The organism is Mycobacterium sp. DL99 (assembly GCF_004762045.1).
GTDB lineage: Bacteria > Actinomycetota > Actinomycetes > Mycobacteriales > Mycobacteriaceae > Mycobacterium.
Genome location: NZ_SJOM01000007.1, coordinates 865,053 through 881,644, shown reverse-complemented (window position 1 = coordinate 881,644; position 16,592 = coordinate 865,053). Strand labels below are relative to the sequence as shown.

The 16,592-nt window shown below is 67.7% G+C and carries 18 protein-coding genes; 8 read left to right on the top strand and 10 right to left on the bottom strand.

All coding sequences use genetic code 11. The features are described from left to right. Positions 1–26: 26 nt before the first annotated feature. Positions 27–890, top strand: a complete 864-nt coding sequence (locus tag EYZ64_RS04310) for an SDR family oxidoreductase (protein WP_135452117.1) — start codon at positions 27–29, stop codon at positions 888–890. Here the strand turns inward: EYZ64_RS04310 and EYZ64_RS04305 are convergent. The 6 genes from EYZ64_RS04305 to EYZ64_RS04280 are packed head-to-tail and all read right to left on the bottom strand — an operon-like array spanning position 887 to position 5,031. Further along, positions 887–1,300 (bottom strand): hypothetical protein, encoded by a 414-nt coding sequence (locus EYZ64_RS04305; protein WP_135452116.1) that lies wholly within the window; start codon positions 1,298–1,300, stop codon positions 887–889. The genes EYZ64_RS04310 and EYZ64_RS04305 overlap by 4 nt on opposite strands. 3 nt (positions 1,301–1,303) lie before the next feature. Next, positions 1,304–2,512 (bottom strand): O-succinylhomoserine sulfhydrylase, encoded by a 1,209-nt coding sequence (locus EYZ64_RS04300; RefSeq protein WP_135452114.1) that lies wholly within the window; start codon positions 2,510–2,512, stop codon positions 1,304–1,306. 7 nt (positions 2,513–2,519) lie between these two features. Then, positions 2,520–2,933, bottom strand: coding sequence for a rhodanese-like domain-containing protein (locus tag EYZ64_RS04295; protein ID WP_135452112.1), 414 nt, complete (start codon positions 2,931–2,933; stop codon positions 2,520–2,522). Next, on the bottom strand, positions 2,930–3,397 hold the full coding sequence (locus tag EYZ64_RS04290; RefSeq protein ID WP_135452110.1) for an Rv0361 family membrane protein: 468 nt from the start codon (positions 3,395–3,397) through the stop codon (positions 2,930–2,932). Before EYZ64_RS04290 ends, EYZ64_RS04295 begins: the two co-directional genes overlap by 4 nt. Before the next feature lie 8 nt (positions 3,398–3,405). Then, the gene (gene purT, locus EYZ64_RS04285) at positions 3,406–4,704 is read right to left on the bottom strand and encodes a formate-dependent phosphoribosylglycinamide formyltransferase (RefSeq protein ID WP_135452108.1); all 1,299 of its coding nucleotides are present in this window, start codon (positions 4,702–4,704) and stop codon (positions 3,406–3,408) included. Positions 4,705–4,728: 24 nt separating this feature from the next. Beyond that, positions 4,729–5,031: a UBP-type zinc finger domain-containing protein gene (locus tag EYZ64_RS04280; protein WP_135452105.1), complete on the bottom strand. Its 303-nt coding sequence runs from the start codon at positions 5,029–5,031 to the stop codon at positions 4,729–4,731. A 43-nt stretch (positions 5,032–5,074) separates the two neighbouring features. Between EYZ64_RS04280 and EYZ64_RS04275 the strand changes: the two genes are divergently transcribed. Genes EYZ64_RS04275 through EYZ64_RS04255 form a run of 5 tightly spaced genes read left to right on the top strand, consistent with a single transcriptional unit; the run spans position 5,075 to position 10,905 of the window. Further along, positions 5,075–6,667 (top strand): Na+/H+ antiporter, encoded by a 1,593-nt coding sequence (locus EYZ64_RS04275; RefSeq protein WP_135452103.1) that lies wholly within the window; start codon positions 5,075–5,077, stop codon positions 6,665–6,667. Continuing rightward, positions 6,660–8,666: an MMPL family transporter gene (locus EYZ64_RS04270; protein ID WP_167857702.1), complete on the top strand. Its 2,007-nt coding sequence runs from the start codon at positions 6,660–6,662 to the stop codon at positions 8,664–8,666. The genes EYZ64_RS04275 and EYZ64_RS04270 overlap by 8 nt, the downstream gene beginning before the upstream one ends. Before the next feature lie 11 nt (positions 8,667–8,677). Continuing rightward, positions 8,678–9,493 carry an alpha/beta fold hydrolase gene (locus EYZ64_RS04265; protein WP_135452101.1) on the top strand — a complete coding sequence of 272 codons (816 nt, stop codon included), beginning with the start codon at positions 8,678–8,680 and terminating at the stop codon, positions 9,491–9,493. A 9-nt stretch (positions 9,494–9,502) separates the two neighbouring features. Next, positions 9,503–10,705, top strand: a complete 1,203-nt coding sequence (locus EYZ64_RS04260) for a cytochrome P450 (protein ID WP_135452099.1) — start codon at positions 9,503–9,505, stop codon at positions 10,703–10,705. A gap of 5 nt (positions 10,706–10,710) precedes the next feature. Then, complete coding sequence (locus EYZ64_RS04255; RefSeq protein WP_077740216.1) at positions 10,711–10,905, top strand: ferredoxin; 195 nt, start codon at positions 10,711–10,713, stop codon at positions 10,903–10,905. A gap of 15 nt (positions 10,906–10,920) precedes the next feature. Here the strand turns inward: EYZ64_RS04255 and EYZ64_RS04250 are convergent, their stop codons facing one another. From EYZ64_RS04250 to EYZ64_RS04235, 4 genes are read right to left on the bottom strand one after another with little or no spacing between them, the layout of a single operon-like run. Continuing rightward, positions 10,921–12,381 (bottom strand): HNH endonuclease signature motif containing protein, encoded by a 1,461-nt coding sequence (locus EYZ64_RS04250; protein WP_135452097.1) that lies wholly within the window; start codon positions 12,379–12,381, stop codon positions 10,921–10,923. 40 nt (positions 12,382–12,421) lie between these two features. Next, positions 12,422–13,108: a hypothetical protein gene (locus tag EYZ64_RS04245; RefSeq protein ID WP_502702934.1), complete on the bottom strand. Its 687-nt coding sequence runs from the start codon at positions 13,106–13,108 to the stop codon at positions 12,422–12,424. 19 nt (positions 13,109–13,127) lie between these two features. Then, the gene (locus EYZ64_RS04240; RefSeq protein WP_135452095.1) at positions 13,128–13,751 is read right to left on the bottom strand and encodes a PaaI family thioesterase; all 624 of its coding nucleotides are present in this window, start codon (positions 13,749–13,751) and stop codon (positions 13,128–13,130) included. After that, a complete protein-coding gene (locus EYZ64_RS04235; protein WP_135452093.1) occupies positions 13,748–15,043 on the bottom strand; it encodes an adenylosuccinate synthase in 1,296 nt (431 codons plus the stop codon). The genes EYZ64_RS04240 and EYZ64_RS04235 overlap by 4 nt, the downstream gene beginning before the upstream one ends. Positions 15,044–15,148: 105 nt before the next feature. Here EYZ64_RS04235 and EYZ64_RS04230 point away from each other — a divergent pair, with 105 nt between their 5' ends. Further along, positions 15,149–15,730: a hypothetical protein gene (locus tag EYZ64_RS04230; protein ID WP_135452092.1), complete on the top strand. Its 582-nt coding sequence runs from the start codon at positions 15,149–15,151 to the stop codon at positions 15,728–15,730. Between the two features lie 29 nt (positions 15,731–15,759). After that, the gene (locus tag EYZ64_RS04225; protein ID WP_135452090.1) at positions 15,760–16,539 is read left to right on the top strand and encodes a site-2 protease family protein; all 780 of its coding nucleotides are present in this window, start codon (positions 15,760–15,762) and stop codon (positions 16,537–16,539) included. The last annotated feature ends 53 nt before the right edge of the window (positions 16,540–16,592 follow it).

The following is a 16,592-nucleotide window of genomic DNA, read 5'->3' as shown; positions in this document are numbered from 1 at the left end:
ACTTGACACGTGTAAAGTTCGCCGCCATGGACAACATCAGGGGCAAGACCATCGCGATCACCGGCGCCGCGCGCGGCATCGGTTACGCCACTGCCAAGGCCCTGCTGGCCCGGGGCGCCCGCGTCGTGATCGGCGACCGTGACGTGGCGCTTCAGGAGGCGGCTGTCGTCGAGTTGGGCAAGCTCGGCCCGGTGTCCGGCTACCCGCTCGACGTCACCGACCGCGAATCGTTCGCGACGTTCCTGGACAAGGCCCGCACCGACGGCGGCGGGCACATCGATGTGCTGATCAACAACGCCGGCGTCATGCCGATCGGCCCGTTCCTGGAGCAGTCCGAGCAGGCGATCCGGTCATCCATCGAGGTCAACGTCTACGGCGTGCTCACCGGTTGCCAGTTGGCATTGCCCGAGATGGTGAAGCGCCGCAGCGGCCACGTGATCAACATCGCGTCGCTGTCGGGACTGATCCCCCTGCCCGGCCAGGTGGTCTACGTCGGCGCGAAGTACGCCGTGGTCGGACTGACCACCGCGCTGGCCGACGAAATGGCCCCGCACGGAGTGGACGTGTCGGTGGTCATGCCGCCGTTCACCAATACCGATCTGATCGCGGGCACCAAGTCCAGCGGGGCGATCAAGCCGGTCGAGCCCGAGGACATCGCCGCCGCGATCATCAAGACGCTCGACAAGCCGAAGACCCACGTGTCGGTGCCGCCGCCCCTGCGTTTCACCGCGCAGGCCGCCCAGATGCTGCCGCCCAAGGGCCGGCGCTGGATGAACAAGAAGCTGGGCCTGGACAGCGTGTTCCTTGAGTTCGACGCCGCCAAGCGCAAGAGCTACGAGGACCGGGCCCAGTCAGCCCGGGGCGTCATCGACTCCGACGGGAAGACCTAGCCGAAGGTCGGCAGCTCGGCTCCGTGACGGTAGCCCTCGATCACATCGAGGGCGCCGTCGAGCAATTCCTCATGGGTGAATTCGTAGCGCTCGACGCTGCCGACGAACACCACCCGCACGATCTCGCCGTCCTCGGCCGCATCCAGCCACAGTGAGGTCACCGCGAGGCCGTCCTGGACCTGAGCCCCGGACGGCTCGTAGAACCACACGGCGTAGTCGTCGTCCGACTGTTCCTCGTCGAACTCCCAGCCGCGCTGCGTGATTCGCTCGTCGAACTCGGCCAGATCGGCGACCACAGCGTCGGGGATGTCCGCCAGTTCGTCGACGGACTCCGCCGACACCCGGTTCACACTCCGGACGGCCTGCCGCTTGCGGCGGCGGGCCTTCTTCTCGTCGGATCCGCGTGACACGGGCTAGCCCAGCGCCTGGTCCAGGTCGGCGATCAGGTCCTCGGTGCCTTCCAGACCGACGGAGATGCGGACCACGCCGTCGCCGAGCCCGATGGCCGCGCGCCCCTCCGGGCCCATGGCCCGGTGTGTGGTGGTGGCCGGATGGGTGATCAGGGACTTGGCATCGCCCAGGTTGTTGGAGATGTCGATGACGCGCAGCTTGTCGAGCACCTCGAAGGCGCGGTCCTTGCCGCCGTCCAGCTCGAAGGTGACCACGGTGCCGCCGCCGCGCATCTGCCGCTGGGCCAGGTCGTACTGCGGATGCGACTCCAGGAACGGGTATTTCACCCAGTTCACGCCGGCCTTGGACTCCAGGAACTCAGCCACAATGTGCGCCGAACGGTTCGAGTAATCCACCCGGACCGCAAGCGTCTCAAGGCCTTTCAGCAACGTCCAGGCATTGAAGGCGCTGATCGCCGGGCCGGTGTGACGCATGAGCTTCTGCACCGGACCGTCGATGAACTCCTTGTCACCGAGGATCGCCCCGCCGAGCACCCGGCCCTGACCGTCGATGTGCTTGGTGCCGGAGTACACCACCACATCCGCACCGAGCGGCATGCCCTGCTGCAGAAGCGGAGTGGCAAAGACGTTGTCCAGCACCACCTTTGCGCCGGCAGCATGCGCCAGCTCGGACACCGCGGCGATATCCACCAGGGACTGCATCGGGTTGGACGGCGTCTCGAAGAAGACCGCCTGGGTCGGGACCGACAGTGCCTCTTCCCACTGCGAGAGGTCGTCACCGTCGACGAACACCGTCTCCACGCCCCAACGCGGCAGGATCTCGCTACACACCACGAAGCACGACCCGAACAGGCTGCGGGCGGCCACCAGGCGGTCGCCGGCCCCCAACAACGCCCCCAACGCGGTGAATACCGCCGCCATGCCGGTGGCAGTGGCGAAGCACGCGGGTGCACCCTCGATCAGGCGCAAGCGCTCCTCGAACATCGAGATGGTCGGGTTGCCGTAGCGCGAATACACGAAGCGGTCGATCTCGCCGGTGAACGCCTTCTCGGCCGCAGCGGCGGTCTCGTAGACGTAGCCCGAGGTCAGGTACATCGCCTCGGCGGTTTCCTCGAACTCCGACCGCAGCAGACCGCCGCGCACACCGATGGTGGCCTGGCTGACGCCCTCGGGCAGCGCAGCCGGGATCCGGACAGATGGGATGTCGGTCATGCGGCTCTCAGCTCTGTTTCCAAGGCAGACCGACGGCCTTCCAGCCGGTACCGCCGCGGTGGCGGTGCTCGTCGAGATTGCCCTCGAATCCGTCGAGGATGTTGTAGGACGGCCCGATGCCCGCCGCGGTGGCGGCCTCGGCAGCGCCGATCGAACGGTTGCCGGAGCGACACAGGAAAACCACCGGCCGTTCGCCCGGCGTCACGCCGGAGGCCTGAAGATCGTCGACGAACGCATCGTTATGGCTGCCGTCGTTCCGGTTCCATTCCACGTAGACCACGTCACGCTCGAGGGTGGACAGATCCGGCACGCCGACGAAGCGCCATTCGGCGTCGGTACGACAATCCACCAGCACGGCCTCGGAATTCTCACTCAGAAGTTTCCAGGCCTCCTCAGGCGTGATGTCTCCTGCATAGCTCACGGGCGTGAGTCTCCCATACTCGAACAGACGCGCCATTGGCCGTCCTCACGCACGAACGACGTCTCGGTGTTCACCTTGGCGTCGGGGGTGTTACCGAAGTGGTAGACCACCGTCGCGGTGGCCCGATCCCCCTCGACCTTGACCTCCGTCACGTCGTCCACATACCTGGCGCCCTGCCTGGCCACCGAATCACGCTGCCGGGCAATGAAATCTGCCTCGGCCCCACGCTGGACGGTGCAGGTGTAGTCCGAGAATTCGCCGAAGTTCTCCCGCTGCAGCGCGTCATTCTGGCCGACCGCCGCGAGGCTCACCTTCTGCTCCTCGCTGCGCCCGTCGGTGCCGAAGACGTTGAGCAGAACGACAACGATCACCACGAGCACAATGACGGCCAACGCCCCCAGGAACGGCGCCATCGTGGGCCGATCGGATTGCGAAAACTCGGTGCCTTCTGTGTCCTCAGCCATATCCCGACCTACCACAGCTTGCGCAGCGCGGTGCCGACGCGGCGGGCACGGTCACGGGCGATGATCACGTCAGGCGCGGTGGCCAACGCGACCCCGAGGCGGCGAGGAGCGTCGGATTCGCCCGGGCGACCGAACAGCCGCACATCGCTCTCCGACGTGGCAAGCGCTTCGGCCAGCACCGTGCTGATGTCGGCCGACGGCTCGCCGGCGTCGGCCCCACCGTAGGTGACCTCGGCAGCCGCCGGGGAGATCATGATGGTGTCCACCGCCAGGCCCAGGATCGCCCTGGCATGCATCTCGAACTCCGACAACCGCTGCGACCGGAGCGTCACCAGCCCGCTGTCGTGCGGACGGATCCGCACATCGGAGAAGTACACGTCATCGCCCTGAACCAGCAGCTCAACCCCGAAAACCCCGCGACCGCCCAGTGAGTTGACGATCCGCGCGGAGATCGACTTCGCGGCATCGAGCGCCGCCGGCGACAGCGGCTGAGGCTGCCAGGACTCCAGCACGTCGCTCCCCACCTGCCGGTGCCCGATCGGCTCGCAGAACTGCACGCCGGGCCCGGTCGGACCGGTGGTGCGCACAGTCAGCATCGTGATCTCGTATTCGACCTCGACGACGGACTCGGCCAGCACCCGGTTCTGAGCGATGTGTCCGGCGGTGGTGGCACGCTGCCAGGCCGGCTCGACGTCGTCGGGACGGAGCAGCACCGACTCGCCGTCGCGCTGGGCGCCCATCACCGGCTTGACCACCAGCGGGAAGCCGGCATGCTCGGCCACCGCGGTCAGCTCCTCGACCGACCCGGCGAACCAGAACGGCACCGTAGGCAGGCCCAGCTCGTCCGATGCCAGCCGGCGCAGCCCCTCCCGGTCCTGGCTGAGCCGGATGCTGCGCGGGGCCGGCAGAACCTCGATGTCGCCCCGCTCGGCCACGGCGACCAATGCGTCGGCGGCGATGACGCCCGACTCGGCCACCACGTAACGCGGCTTCTCCCGCTCGATCAGCGCGGTGAGTTCCTCGGCGTCGTTCATCTTGATCACCGCCGAGCGGTCCGCGACGCTGTGTGCGGGCGCGTAGTACCGGTCGGCGGCCACCACGACGCCGCCCAGCCGCTGGAACGCCAGCGCGAGCTCACGGCTCAGGTCACCCGAACCCAGCAGCAGCACTGTCGCCGCAGGGTCCGTGGGCTTACCGGCGCCGGCTTCTGATCCGTCGTTCGCGGCCTCGGCCGGAGCATCTTCGGCGCCGTCGACCTGATCGTCTGTCAGGTCATCGGTCTGCGCGTCCTCAATCGATTCACTCATCGCACGCACCAGCCTGCCAGATCGTCACCCGACTCGATGGTCGATATAGCACCAACGCCAACTCTCGCCGGGTTCCGCCGAACGCATGACCGGATGACCGCTCTGCTGAAAGTGCTTGGTGGCATGCTGATGCGGGCTCGAGTCACAGCAACCGACGTGGCCGCAGGCCAGGCACATCCGAAGATGCGCCCAGTTGTTCTCGCCGTCTTCCTCGCATTCCTGGCAGCGACCGGGGGTCAACGGTTGCGGCTCGTCGACCGCTGCCTCGAGATGTTCGCAGGTGCGAGGCGCCGGATTCTGCTCCCGTCGGCGTGATCTCCTCAACATGTTGATCAAGGATAGGCACGGCACACGAAGGAGGAACGACAACGTGGGTGCCTCACTCCTGGCGGCACTGGTCGCCGCAATTCTGCTGGCCGCCGTGGCCCGCCGCTTCGACGTCTCGGCACCGCTGGCGCTGGTGGTGGCCGGGCTGGCCAGCAGCGCGATACCGGGCTTCGACGACGTGCACCTGGATCCCGACCTGGTGCTCTTCGTGATCCTGCCGCCGCTGCTGTGGTCGGCGGGACTGGAGAGCAGCTACCTGGCGATGCGCAAGAACGTCAGGACGATCGGGCTGTTGGCGATCGGTCTGCCGTTGGCCACGACAGTGGTCGTCGGCGTGGTCGCGTTTCACACCGTGCCCGAGCTCACCATCGCCGCCGCACTCACCCTGGGCGCCATCGTGGCGCCGCCCGACGCCGTGTCGGCGACCGCAGTCGGCCGCCGGCTCGGGCTGCCGCGCCGCATCATGACGCTGCTCGGCGGGGAGAGCCTGCTCAACGACGCCACCGCGCTCACCGCGTACAAGGTGGCGCTGGCAGCCGCAATAGGCGCATCGGCCACCTGGGCACGCGGTCTCGGCACCTTTGCCCTGGCCGCAGTCGGCGGTGTGGTGGTCGGCGTCACGCTGGGCATGGTGGTGCACTACATCCGGACCAGGCTCGACGATCCGCTGGTGGAGAGCGCCATCGGCCTGGTGGCACCTTTCACGATCTACCTCGTGGCCGAAGAAGTGCACGGCTCCGGGGTGATCGCCGTGGTGGTGGCGGCATTGCTGCTGGGACAGCGCGAGACCGACGCCGGCTACGCGACCCGGCTACAGGACTCTGCGGTGTGGAAGGCATTGCAGCTGGTGCTCGAGTCGTTCGCCTTCTTCCTGATCGGGCTGCAACTGCCCAAGGTGATCGGCGAACTCACCGGGATCTCGGCGGCCACCCTGGCGATCTCGTCGGCGGCGGTGCTCACGTCGGTGATCATGGTGCGGATCATCTGGGTGTACTGCTTCGCCTATCTGCCGCGGCTGCTGTCCAAGAAGGTGCGGGCCCGTGAACCGATGCCGACCCCGGGGCAGGTGTTCATCCTGGCTTGGGCGGGCATGCGCGGGGTCGTCTCGCTCGCCGCGGCGTTCGCCGTCCCGGCCACGACGCTGTCCGGTGACCCGTTCCCCGGCCGCCCGCAGTTGGTGTTCCTGACCTTCGTCGTCGTGGTCGGCACGCTGTTGCTGCACGGTTTGACGCTGCCGTGGTTCATCAGGGTGCTCGGGGTGCAGGGCAACGAGGAGCATGCCGACGCGATCGCAACCGCGGCCGCACAGGACCGGGCGGCCCGGGCCGCCGCGGCCCGGCTCGACGAACTGCTCTCCGAACAAACCCCCGGCAGTGACGTACCCGAACGCGCCGGCGAGATCCTGCGGGCCTGGAATACCCGGCGCCGCAATGCCGCCTGGGAACGGCTGGGCCGCGGCGAAGACGACATCGGAGAGAGCCCCGCCTCAGCCTTCCGCCGTCTACGGTTGGAAATGCTTGCCGCCGAACGGCAGACATTCATCGCCGAGCGCGATGCCGGGCACATCGACGATGAAGTACTGCGCACCGTGCTGCGCGGTCTCGATCTGGAAGAGGCGACACTGAACCGTGATTAGGCGTTTGGCGTGGCTGGCCGTACTGGTCGTGGTCGTCTCCGGCGGACTGCTGGGCCTGCTGAGCGGAGGCGACGCCGCCTCCCAGTCGCCGGTCGCCGTTCCGTCCGACGCCGAATCGGCCCGGGCCGACGCCCTGCGGGCCGATTTCCCCGGCGGAGATCAGGTTCCGGCGATCCTGGTGGTGACCCGTACCGACGGCGGTGAGCTCACCATGGCCGACGTCGACGCCACCGCCGATGCGCGCCACCGGATGACCGGTTCGCCCGGACCGCCCGTGGTGGTCGCCGACGACGGCAAGGCGGCAGTGGCCACGGTGCCGTTGAAGGCCGACCTGTCCGGTTTCGGTCTCAACGACGCGGTGAAGGATCTGCGCGCGACCGCTGCCAGCGGCTTGCCGCCCGGGCTGCGGGCCGAGATCACCGGTGGCCCGGCGTTCGGTGCCGACATTGCCAATTCGTTTGCCGGAGCGAACATCACATTGCTCGCGGTGACCGCGACCGTGGTGGCGCTGCTGCTCATCATCACCTACCGCTCGCCGGTGCTGTGGCTGGTGCCGCTGCTGGTGATCGCTTTCGCCGACCGTGTCGGCGCCGTCGTCGGGACCGCGGTGGCCTCCGGATTCGGCCTCAGCCCGGACGGTTCGACATCGGGCATCACGAGCGTGCTCGTATTCGGTGCGGGCACCAACTATGCGTTGCTGTTGATTTCGCGGTACCGGGAGGAGCTCGGGCGCACCGAGCAGCACCGCGAAGCCCTGGTGGTTGCGGTACGTGCCGCCGCCCCGGCGATCGTGGCGAGTAACGCCACCGTGGTGCTGGCCCTGCTGACCCTGCTGTTCGCCTCCGCACCGAGCAACCGCAGCCTCGGCGTGCAGGCCGCATCGGGCCTGGTGGTCGCCGCGATCTTCGTCCTTGTCGTGTTGCCGCCGCTGCTCGCCCTGTGCGGCAAGCGGTTGTTCTGGCCCTTCATCCCCAAGGTCGGCGCCACGCCGCTGACGGAAAGCGGTGTCTGGCACCGGATTGCGGACTCCGTGGCGCGCAAGCCCGCCCGCGTCGCGGTGGCCTCGCTGGCCGGCCTGGCCGTGCTGTGCACCGCCCTGCTGGCCACGCCGATCGGGCTGACCCAGACCGAGCAGTTCCGGGTGCAGGCCGAATCGGTGACCGGATACCAGACACTGGCCGCGCATTTCCCGAGCGGCCTGACCGACCCCACTCGCGTCATCGCCTCCACCGCCAAGGCAGGTGAGGTACAGCGGGCGATCACCGACACCCCCGGCGTCGTCTCCGCCAACCCCGCCGGTCAGTCGCAGACCGGGCTGACACAGTGGTCCGTGGTGCTCAAGGCCGAACCCGCCTCCGATGAGGCGTTCGAAACCATTGACGCGCTGCGTGATTCGGTCCGGTCCGCCGACCCGACCGCGGTCGTGGGCGGGTCCGACGCCCAGGCCAGGGATGCCGCCGCGGCAGCCAAGCGCGACCGGCTCGTGGTGATCCCGGCGATCCTGGCGGTGGTTCTGGCAGTGCTCTACGTGCTGCTGCGCTCGGCGTTCGCACCACTGGTGCTGGTCGGGGTCACCGTGCTCAGCGCGCTGGCCGCACTCGGCCTGGGCGGCTGGGCCAGCGTGCATTTGTTCGGCTTCCCGGCACTGGACAACAGCACCCCGCTGTTCGCGTTCCTGTTCCTGGTGGCGCTCGGAGTGGACTACACGATCTTCCTGGTGACGCGGGCCCGCGAGGAGACCCCGGAATACGGCACACGCCAAGGCATCGTGCGCGCGGTGTCGGCCACCGGCGCGGTGATCACCAGTGCCGGTGTGGTGCTGGCGGCGGTGTTCTGCGTGCTGGGCGTACTGCCGCTGATCGTGCTGACGCAGCTGGGCATCATCGTCGGACTGGGCATCCTGCTCGACACGTTCGTGGTGCGCACGGTGATCATCCCGGCGCTGTTCACGTTGATCGGCCCGCGGATCTGGTGGCCGGGCCTGAACGCCGAGCACTAGGGCTGCCTACCATGTCGCACGTGGAGGAGTTGACGCTGCCGACCAAGCTCGGCCGGCTCCGGGTTCAGGTCACAGGTCAGGGTGAGGCGATCCTGTTCTGGCCGAGCCTGTTGATGACGGGCGACATGTGGGCCGCGCAGGCAGCCGAGTTCGGCACCACCTACCGGGTCATCGTGGTCGACCCACCCGGCCACGGCGGCAGCGAAAAGCTGACCGCGCCATTCAGTTTCGCCGACTGCGCAGATACCGTCGCCGACATCCTCGACGGCGTGGGGGTCGAACGCACGCATTTCGTCGGCAACTCGTGGGGCGGAATGATCGGCGGGACATTCGCGGCGCTGTACCCGAACCGCATCGGCCGGGCCGTGTTGATGAACTGCACAGCGTCGGCTGCCGGCCGGCGTCAACGGTTCGAATACGGGCTGCTGCTCCGCGCGGCAAAAGTGCTCAACGGCATTCGCGGCCCCCTCACCCGGTCAGTGCTCAAGGCGTTCCTGGGGCCGACATCGATGCGGGTACGCCCGGAAGTCGTCGCATTCGTCGGCGACGCCGCGCACCGGGTCGACATCGACTCGAGCGCATGGGCGGTGCAAAGCGTGGTGCCGCGACGCCCGGATCAGCGGGCCCTGCTCTCACAGGTACGAACCCCGGTGCTCGTGGTCGCCGGCGCCGAGGACGCGACGTTCCCCCTCTCCGAGACCAAGGCCATGGCCGATTCCATCCCCGGCGCCGAGTTCGTAGTTCTCGACGGCGTCGCACACCTGGCCGCCCTGGAGAATCCCGCCCTCGCCAATACGCTGATCAGGGACTTCCTCGGGCGCGCGTAGCGTCGAAGCATGACTGAGCCGGTCACCCTGCCCCTGCACATGCGGCGCAACGCCTTCGACCCGACGTCCGATCTGAGCGAGATCCGCGAGACCGACGGCGTACGCACCGTCATCAGCGCGCTCGGCAACCCGGTGCACCTGATCACCCGCCACGAGGACGTCAAGGCGGTGCTCAGTGACCACGAACGGTTCTCCAACAGCAGGCCACCGGGCTTCACCCTGCCCGGGGCGCCCGAGATGTCCGAAGAGGAGCTGGCCAGCGCACGGGCCGGCAACCTGCTGGGCCTCGACCCACCCGAGCACCAACGGTTGCGCCGCATGCTCACCGCCGAGTTCACCATCCGCCGGATGAAGCGACTCGAACCGCGCATCGTCGAGATCGTCGCCGCCCGGCTCGATGCGATGGCCGCGGCCGGCCCACCGTCGGATCTGGTGGCCGACTTCGCGCTCCCCATCCCGTCGCTGGTGATCTGCGAACTGCTCGGGGTGCCCTACGAGGACCGAGACGACTTCCAGCACCGCTCGACGCTCCAGCTCGACCTGTCCCTGCCCATCGCGGAACGCCTTGCGCTGCAACAGCAGAGCCGTGACTACATGCGCGGCCTCGTCGAACGGGCCCGCCACGCCCCAGGCGAGGACATCCTGGGCATGCTGATCCGCGACCACGGCGCCGAGTTGTCCGACGACGAACTCGTCGGCATCGCCGGGCTGCTGCTGCTCGCCGGACACGAAACCACGTCGAACATGCTGGGCCTGGGCGCCCTCGCACTGTTGCGCCACCCCGAACAGCTGGCCGCGATGCGCGACGACCCGGAAGCCGTCGGCCCCGCCGTCGAGGAACTCCTTCGTTGGCTGTCCATCGTGCAGAACGCCATCCCCCGCTTCACCACCACCGACGTCGAGGTGGCCGGCGTGCGGATTGGCGCGGGCGAGTTGGTCTTCGCCTCACTGCCCGCAGGCAACCGGGACCCCAACTTCATCGACAGCCCTGACGTGCTCGACATCCGCCGCGGCGCACCCGGACATCTGGCCTTCGGCCATGGCGTGCACCACTGCCTCGGCGCCCCGCTGGCCCGCATGGAGATGCGGATCGCCTTCCCGGCCCTGCTGCGGCGATTCCCCACCTTGACGCTCGCGGAACCGTTCGAAGCGGTGCAGTACCGGTCTTTTCACTTCATCTACGGGTTGAAATCGTTGGCGGTAACGTGGTGAATGCCATGAAAGTAGAAGCAGATCAGGACGCCTGCATCGCATCGGGCAACTGCGTGATGATCTCTGACGTCATCTTCGACCAGGACGAGGACGGTGTGGTCGAAGTCCTCGTCGACGAAGTGCCCGACGATCAGATCGACCAGGCGCGCCAGGCCGTCAAGCTGTGCCCCGCGTCGGCATTGAAGCTCACCGGGGAGTGAAGCGGGCGATACCGCTCAGAAGGGTGGGGGTGGTCCGTATTTTTCGGCGAGCCAGGCTTGGTATTGGCGTTCGATGTCGAGGTCGGTGTTGAGTTCGGCGCGTAGGCATCGTTCGGCGTTGATCCGGTCTCGGCGGTCCTGCTCGCGGGTTTGGCGGCGGGTCGGCATCCTCGCGCCCCGGTTCGGGTGGTGGGCCGGCGGTTCGGGAAGGTTCAGCTCCCCAGTGGGTTGCGCGAGGGTCGGGAACATGCCGGCGCCGTGCGGTTCGGTGACATAGGTGTGCCCCGTCGGTGCGGTGAATTCGACGGTGCCATCGGGCAATTGACGGTCCGACCAGCCCGCGCAGAACGTCTTGACCAAGTGGTGGGCGCGGCAGTAGAGCTTGTTGTTCGACGGATGCGTGGGCCCCAGCGGATAGGGCATCGTGTGGTCGATGTCGCAGCGCTCGACCGGGGCATCGCAGCCCGGGAAGCGGCACGTCAGGTCCCGCCAGCGGATAAACTCCGAGAGCGCCACCGATGGGCGATAGCCAGGCTCAGACCCATCAGACGCATCACCCGGCTCGCTGGGTTGGTCCGGCCCGGCCGGCACGTGCAGCGGCTTGATCTTCGCCGTGGCCGCGAGGTCACGCACCGACTCGGCGGGCAGGATCCCATGCCCCGGTAGATATCCCGGATCATCCGAGCTGCCATCGACGGTAGCCCGATCGGCCAGCACATGAACCACCGCCGCATCGGCCGCGGCCCGCTTCTGCGCCGCGGGGCACTCGTCACGACCACACCGGCAGGGCAGTTGGGATTCCAATCGGGCCAACGGCCCCACCGCATCCGCGCGGCGCTGCTCACGGGTCCGCGGATCGTGCTCACACACCGTCGCCGCCAGCGCGTTCAGGCGTTGATCCAACGCTGCCCCGTCGACGGCATCCAGGTTGGCCCACACCGTCGCCTTGCCCGGGCTGCCCGCCTCGATCTGCACGAACCGCTCCTCAGCCACATCCGGCGGCACCCGCACCCCATTCGGATCCAGCTTGGCGATCCACTGATCCACCCGATCGCGCAACTGCCGCTGCGAGAACCGCATCCATCTGTGTGCCCGCGCCGCCAGTTCGGCATCCAACCCGGCCCACACCGCTTGGTCCACGATGCCGGTGCGGGCAATGATCGTGCACACCACCCGATAGTCGATATCCCCGACCGCGAACCGTGCCGCCACCAACGGCAGCTTGTCCCGCAACACCCGGGCATGGTGAACCTGGGTACCGGCCCGACCCCGACTGATCCGCAACGCCGCCGACACCTCCGCGGCCACTTCTTCGAACGGATCAGTCCGCCACAAAATGCTTTCGACCAACTCCTGTTCCCGCAGGCTGTCCAACGCCCCGATCGCTGCCAACCGGCCCGCGATCGCCACCGACTCCGCCCGCGCCCTGGCACTGATCCTGTCGATCAGCTCCACATCCGACACGGTCTCGAACATACGTTCGAGTATGCCACCACCCACCGACAACCGTGGGCGATCACCCCTCGGGCTGTGCGGGATGCTCTCGCTCGCCATGCAGGTCGATCACCCCGGCCCGGATCAGGATCAGCACACTGACGGCGAGCACCCAGAGCGGGAACGCCAGAACTATCCACATGCTGACATCGCCGGCGATCAGAAGGCCCAGTGCGACAAGGTAAGTCGTGTACACCAGCGGACGTGGCATCAGACCCGTCTTCAACCAGATCGTCGCCAGCGACATCATGAACACCGCCGCCATTCGGACGCCGTAGGTCTTACTCAGCGCCATCAACACCATCTGTCCGAACGTGGCGACGTGGCTGTAGGCGGTGGCGTCGGTGATCCCCGCCCGGCTGGCGATCAACCCGGCACCGACGGCCGATGAAACGAACATCATCGCCAGAAACAGGATTCCGCTGCCGAGGAACACCGACGAGAAGAACCGGTCCTCGTAGCGGCCGAAGCCGTCACGCACCACCCCGATGAACCACAGGAACGCGATACCGGCGAACGGCATCAACACCGACGCGACCCGCAGTCGAGTAGTTGCGCCGTCGACCCATTGCGAACCGGGCTCGGCCCCTTCGGGCAACGCGGTGCGGATCAATACGAGGGCCGCACCGAACAGCAGCGCGAACAACACGCCGGCGAACGCTGCTGCACGCGGCGTCGACAGGCGGTGCAACTGAAGTGGCGTGGTCACCGCGTCATCGTGACACGGCTCAGGGCTGGCCGGGCAACAATCTGAGCATCAGTCCATGGGCCTCGGCCAGCAGATTCTCGTCCGGGTCACGCAGTTCGGCGTTCACGAATGCCTTGCGCCCCTCGGACTCACGCACCCAACCGCGGGCGGTCAGCACCGTGTCGATCGGCGTCACCTTGCGGTAGTCCACATGCAGGAAAGCCGTGCGGCTGATCGGCCGGCCCGCCGCGTGGATCACCATGCCGAACACCGAGTCGAACAGCAACGGCAGCACACCACCGTGCACCGCATAGTTGCCGCCGACGTGGAACCGGCTGAACTGCACGTGCAATTCGACGCCCTCGGGCTCGAACTTCGACATGGTCCACGGCGCCATCAGCAAGCTGCCCGCACCTGGCAGGGACGGCACCCGGTTGGCCGGGCCCACACCCTCCGCCGCCTCGTACGGGTCGAGCAGTTTGACGAGTTCCTCGGCCCGGTTGGCCGCGTCGTCCCAGGTGTCGCTGTCAGGGTCGGCCGATACCGCGAGATCCTGGACGCGACGCATCGCGGTCAGGAACCGCCCGAATCCGGGACCCGGGTCGGCGGCTTCGAAAACCGGGAAACCGCCGTGCTGTTCGAAGACCGATGGTTCGTCGCTCACTTGGCGGCCAAGATGTCACGTCGCACGATCGTCTGCTCGCGGCCCGGACCCACGCCGATGCACGAAACATGGGCGCCGGCAAGCTCTTCCAGCCGCAGCACGTAGTCCTGCGCCTTGGCGGGCAGATCAGAGAACTCACGCGCGGCCGAGATGTCCTCCCACCAACCGGGCAGCTCCTCGTAGATCGGCTCGGCGCGGTGAATGTCGGACTGCGTCATGGGCATCTCGTTGGTGCGCTTGCCGTCGACCTTGTAGCCGACGCACACCGGCACGGTCTCCAAGCTGGACAGCACGTCGAGCTTGGTCAGGAAGTAGTCGGTGATGCCGTTGACCCGGGTCGCATAGCGCGCGATCACCGCGTCGAACCAGCCGCAGCGCCGGGCCCGGCCGGTGGTCACGCCGACCTCGCCGCCGGTCTTGGCCAGGTAGGCGCCGTGCTCGTCGAACAGCTCCGTCGGGAACGGACCGGACCCGACACGAGTGGTGTAGGCCTTGAGGATTCCGAGCACCGTGGTGATCCGCGTCGGCCCGATCCCGGAACCGACCGCAGCGCCGCCGGCCGTCGGATTCGACGAGGTGACGAACGGGTACGTGCCGTGGTCGACGTCGAGCAGGGTGCCCTGCGACCCCTCCAGCAGCACGGTCTCGCCGCTTTCCAGCGCCTGGTTCAGCAGCAGCCTGGAATCGGCGATGCGGTGTTTGAAGCCTTCGGCCTGGGCGAGCAGATTCTCGACCACCTCGGCCGGTTCGAGCGCCTTGCGGTTGTAGATCTTGACCAGCACCTGGTTCTTGAATTCCAGTGCGCCCTCGATCTTCTCGGCCAGCAACTGCTCGTCGAGCACGTCGGCGACCCGGATGCCGATGCGGGCGATCTTGTCCTGGTAGCAGGGACCGATGCCGCGTCCGGTGGTGCCGATCTTCTTGCTGCCCGCGTATCGCTCCACGACCTTGTCGATGGCGACGTGATACGGCATCAGCAGATGCGCGTCGGCGGAGATCAGCAGGCCCGAGGTGTCGACGCCGCGATCTTCCAGCCCCTTGAGCTCGGTGAGCAGCACACCCGGATCGACCACCACGCCGTTACCGATGACGTTGGTGACCCCTGGTGTCAGGATGCCCGAGGGGATCAGGTGCAGTGCGAAGTTCTCCCCCGTGGGCAGGACGACGGTATGCCCGGCGTTGTTACCCCCCTGGTACCGAACGACCCACTGCACGCGTCCACCGAGCAGATCGGTGGCTTTACCTTTGCCCTCGTCGCCCCACTGGGCGCCGATGAGGACGATTGCCGGCATGGCGTAATCTCCCGCCTAATCTTCCGCACTAATGTGATGCAGCCGGTAGGTCACCTTATCCCAGCTCACGCCAGGAACACATTTGTCTGACCACAAGGAGCAGTTTTGACCACCTCCGACGGGGTTGCGGTGGTCGGCACGGCGCGTGTTCCGCGCCCGCTCCGCGGCCTGCCGAGGGTCGATGTCGACGACCTCGGAACGCACCGCAGACTGGTCGTGACCGGCGGCGAAGCCGATCTGGCCGCCGTTCTGACCGCGCTGCTGCGCACCGATCGGCTCGACGTCGAGGTCGCGGCGGCCACCGGCAGTTGGTCGGCGCGCCGCGCACTTCGCGCCCCGGCCCGGCGTGTCCCACTGATCCGCGACGAGACGGGAACAGTGCTGGTAAGCGCGGCGCAATGGCACGGGGCCGACAGTGCGCCGCTGCAGGGCGAAGCCATCGTCGACGACGTCGTGCTGTTCGACGGCGAGGCACCGGGCGTCCGGGTCGAGCCCACGCTGGACATGCCGGGCCTGCGCGCGAGCGTGCTGTCGGACCGTGGCCGGCCCCAGCGCTGGGTTGCCGGACGCGCCGCGCAGCTGGGCACGCCGGGTGCGCAGGTGATCCGCGACGGGGTGTCCGCGCCGCGGACGGTACGGCGCTCGACGTTCTACCGGCACACCGAGGGTTGGCTGCGAGTCGGCTGATCGACCAACACTGCAGGTAGCGTCGAATCGTGAACATCCGCCCGCTGCATCAATCGGTACGGCCGAGCCCGGTATTCCTGGCCGTCGTCGCGCTCACTGTGGCCGGTGGAGTGCTGGCCTGGCTCGCCGGTATGGAGCGCACGACGCTGTCCTACGTCGGCGTCTTCATCCTGGTCATCGCGGGCTGGTTGGTGTCCCTGTGCCTGCATGAATTCGGCCACGCCTTCACCGCATGGCGGTTCGGTGACCACGACGTCGCGGTACGCGGGTATCTGACGCTGAACCCGCTCAAGTACTCGCATCCGCTGCTGTCGCTGGGGTTGCCGGCGCTGTTTATCGCGCTGGGCGGCATCGGTTTGCCCGGCGGGGCCGTCTACGTCCGCACCTCGTGGATGACGGCCCGACAGAAAACCCTGGTCAGCCTGGCCGGCCCGGCCGCGAACCTGGTACTGGCGGTGATCCTGCTGGCCGTCACCCGGATCTTCTTCGACTCGGCCCACGCGGTCTTCTGGTCCGGGCTGGCCTTCCTGGGATTTCTGCAGGTCACCGCGCTCGTACTGAACCTGCTGCCGATCCCCGGGCTGGACGGCTACGGCGCACTGGAACCACACCTGAGCCTCGACACCCAACGAGCGGTGGCGCCCGCAAAGCAGTGGGGTTTCCTCATCCTGATGGTCCTGCTGTTCACGCCCACGCTCAACCGCTGGTTCTTCTCGGTGGTCTTCTGGTTCGTCGACCTCTCGGGAGTACCGAGCCAACTGGTGTCGTGGGGCAGCGCGCTGACCCGGTTCTGGTCCGCCTGGCTCTGACGCATCGTCGCCGACGGTGGCCTCGCCACTTGCCACATATGCGTATTTCCGCA

What these genes read in the sequence shown, in the direction of transcription:
- EYZ64_RS04310 (WP_135452117.1), top strand. Translation starts at nt 27, where the DNA reads ATGGACAACATCAGGGGCAAGACCATCGCGATCACCGGCGCCGCGCGC.
- EYZ64_RS04300 (WP_135452114.1), bottom strand. Translation starts at nt 2,512, where the DNA reads ATGACCGACATCCCATCTGTCCGGATCCCGGCTGCGCTGCCCGAGGGC.
- EYZ64_RS04290 (WP_135452110.1), bottom strand. Translation starts at nt 3,397, where the DNA reads ATGGCTGAGGACACAGAAGGCACCGAGTTTTCGCAATCCGATCGGCCC.
- purT (WP_135452108.1), bottom strand. Translation starts at nt 4,704, where the DNA reads ATGAGTGAATCGATTGAGGACGCGCAGACCGATGACCTGACAGACGAT.
- EYZ64_RS04280 (WP_135452105.1), bottom strand. Translation starts at nt 5,031, where the DNA reads ATGTTGAGGAGATCACGCCGACGGGAGCAGAATCCGGCGCCTCGCACC.
- EYZ64_RS04265 (WP_135452101.1), top strand. Translation starts at nt 8,678, where the DNA reads ATGTCGCACGTGGAGGAGTTGACGCTGCCGACCAAGCTCGGCCGGCTC.
- EYZ64_RS04260 (WP_135452099.1), top strand. Translation starts at nt 9,503, where the DNA reads ATGACTGAGCCGGTCACCCTGCCCCTGCACATGCGGCGCAACGCCTTC.
- EYZ64_RS04255 (WP_077740216.1), top strand. Translation starts at nt 10,711, where the DNA reads ATGAAAGTAGAAGCAGATCAGGACGCCTGCATCGCATCGGGCAACTGC.
- EYZ64_RS04250 (WP_135452097.1), bottom strand. Translation starts at nt 12,381, where the DNA reads ATGTTCGAGACCGTGTCGGATGTGGAGCTGATCGACAGGATCAGTGCC.
- EYZ64_RS04235 (WP_135452093.1), bottom strand. Translation starts at nt 15,043, where the DNA reads ATGCCGGCAATCGTCCTCATCGGCGCCCAGTGGGGCGACGAGGGCAAA.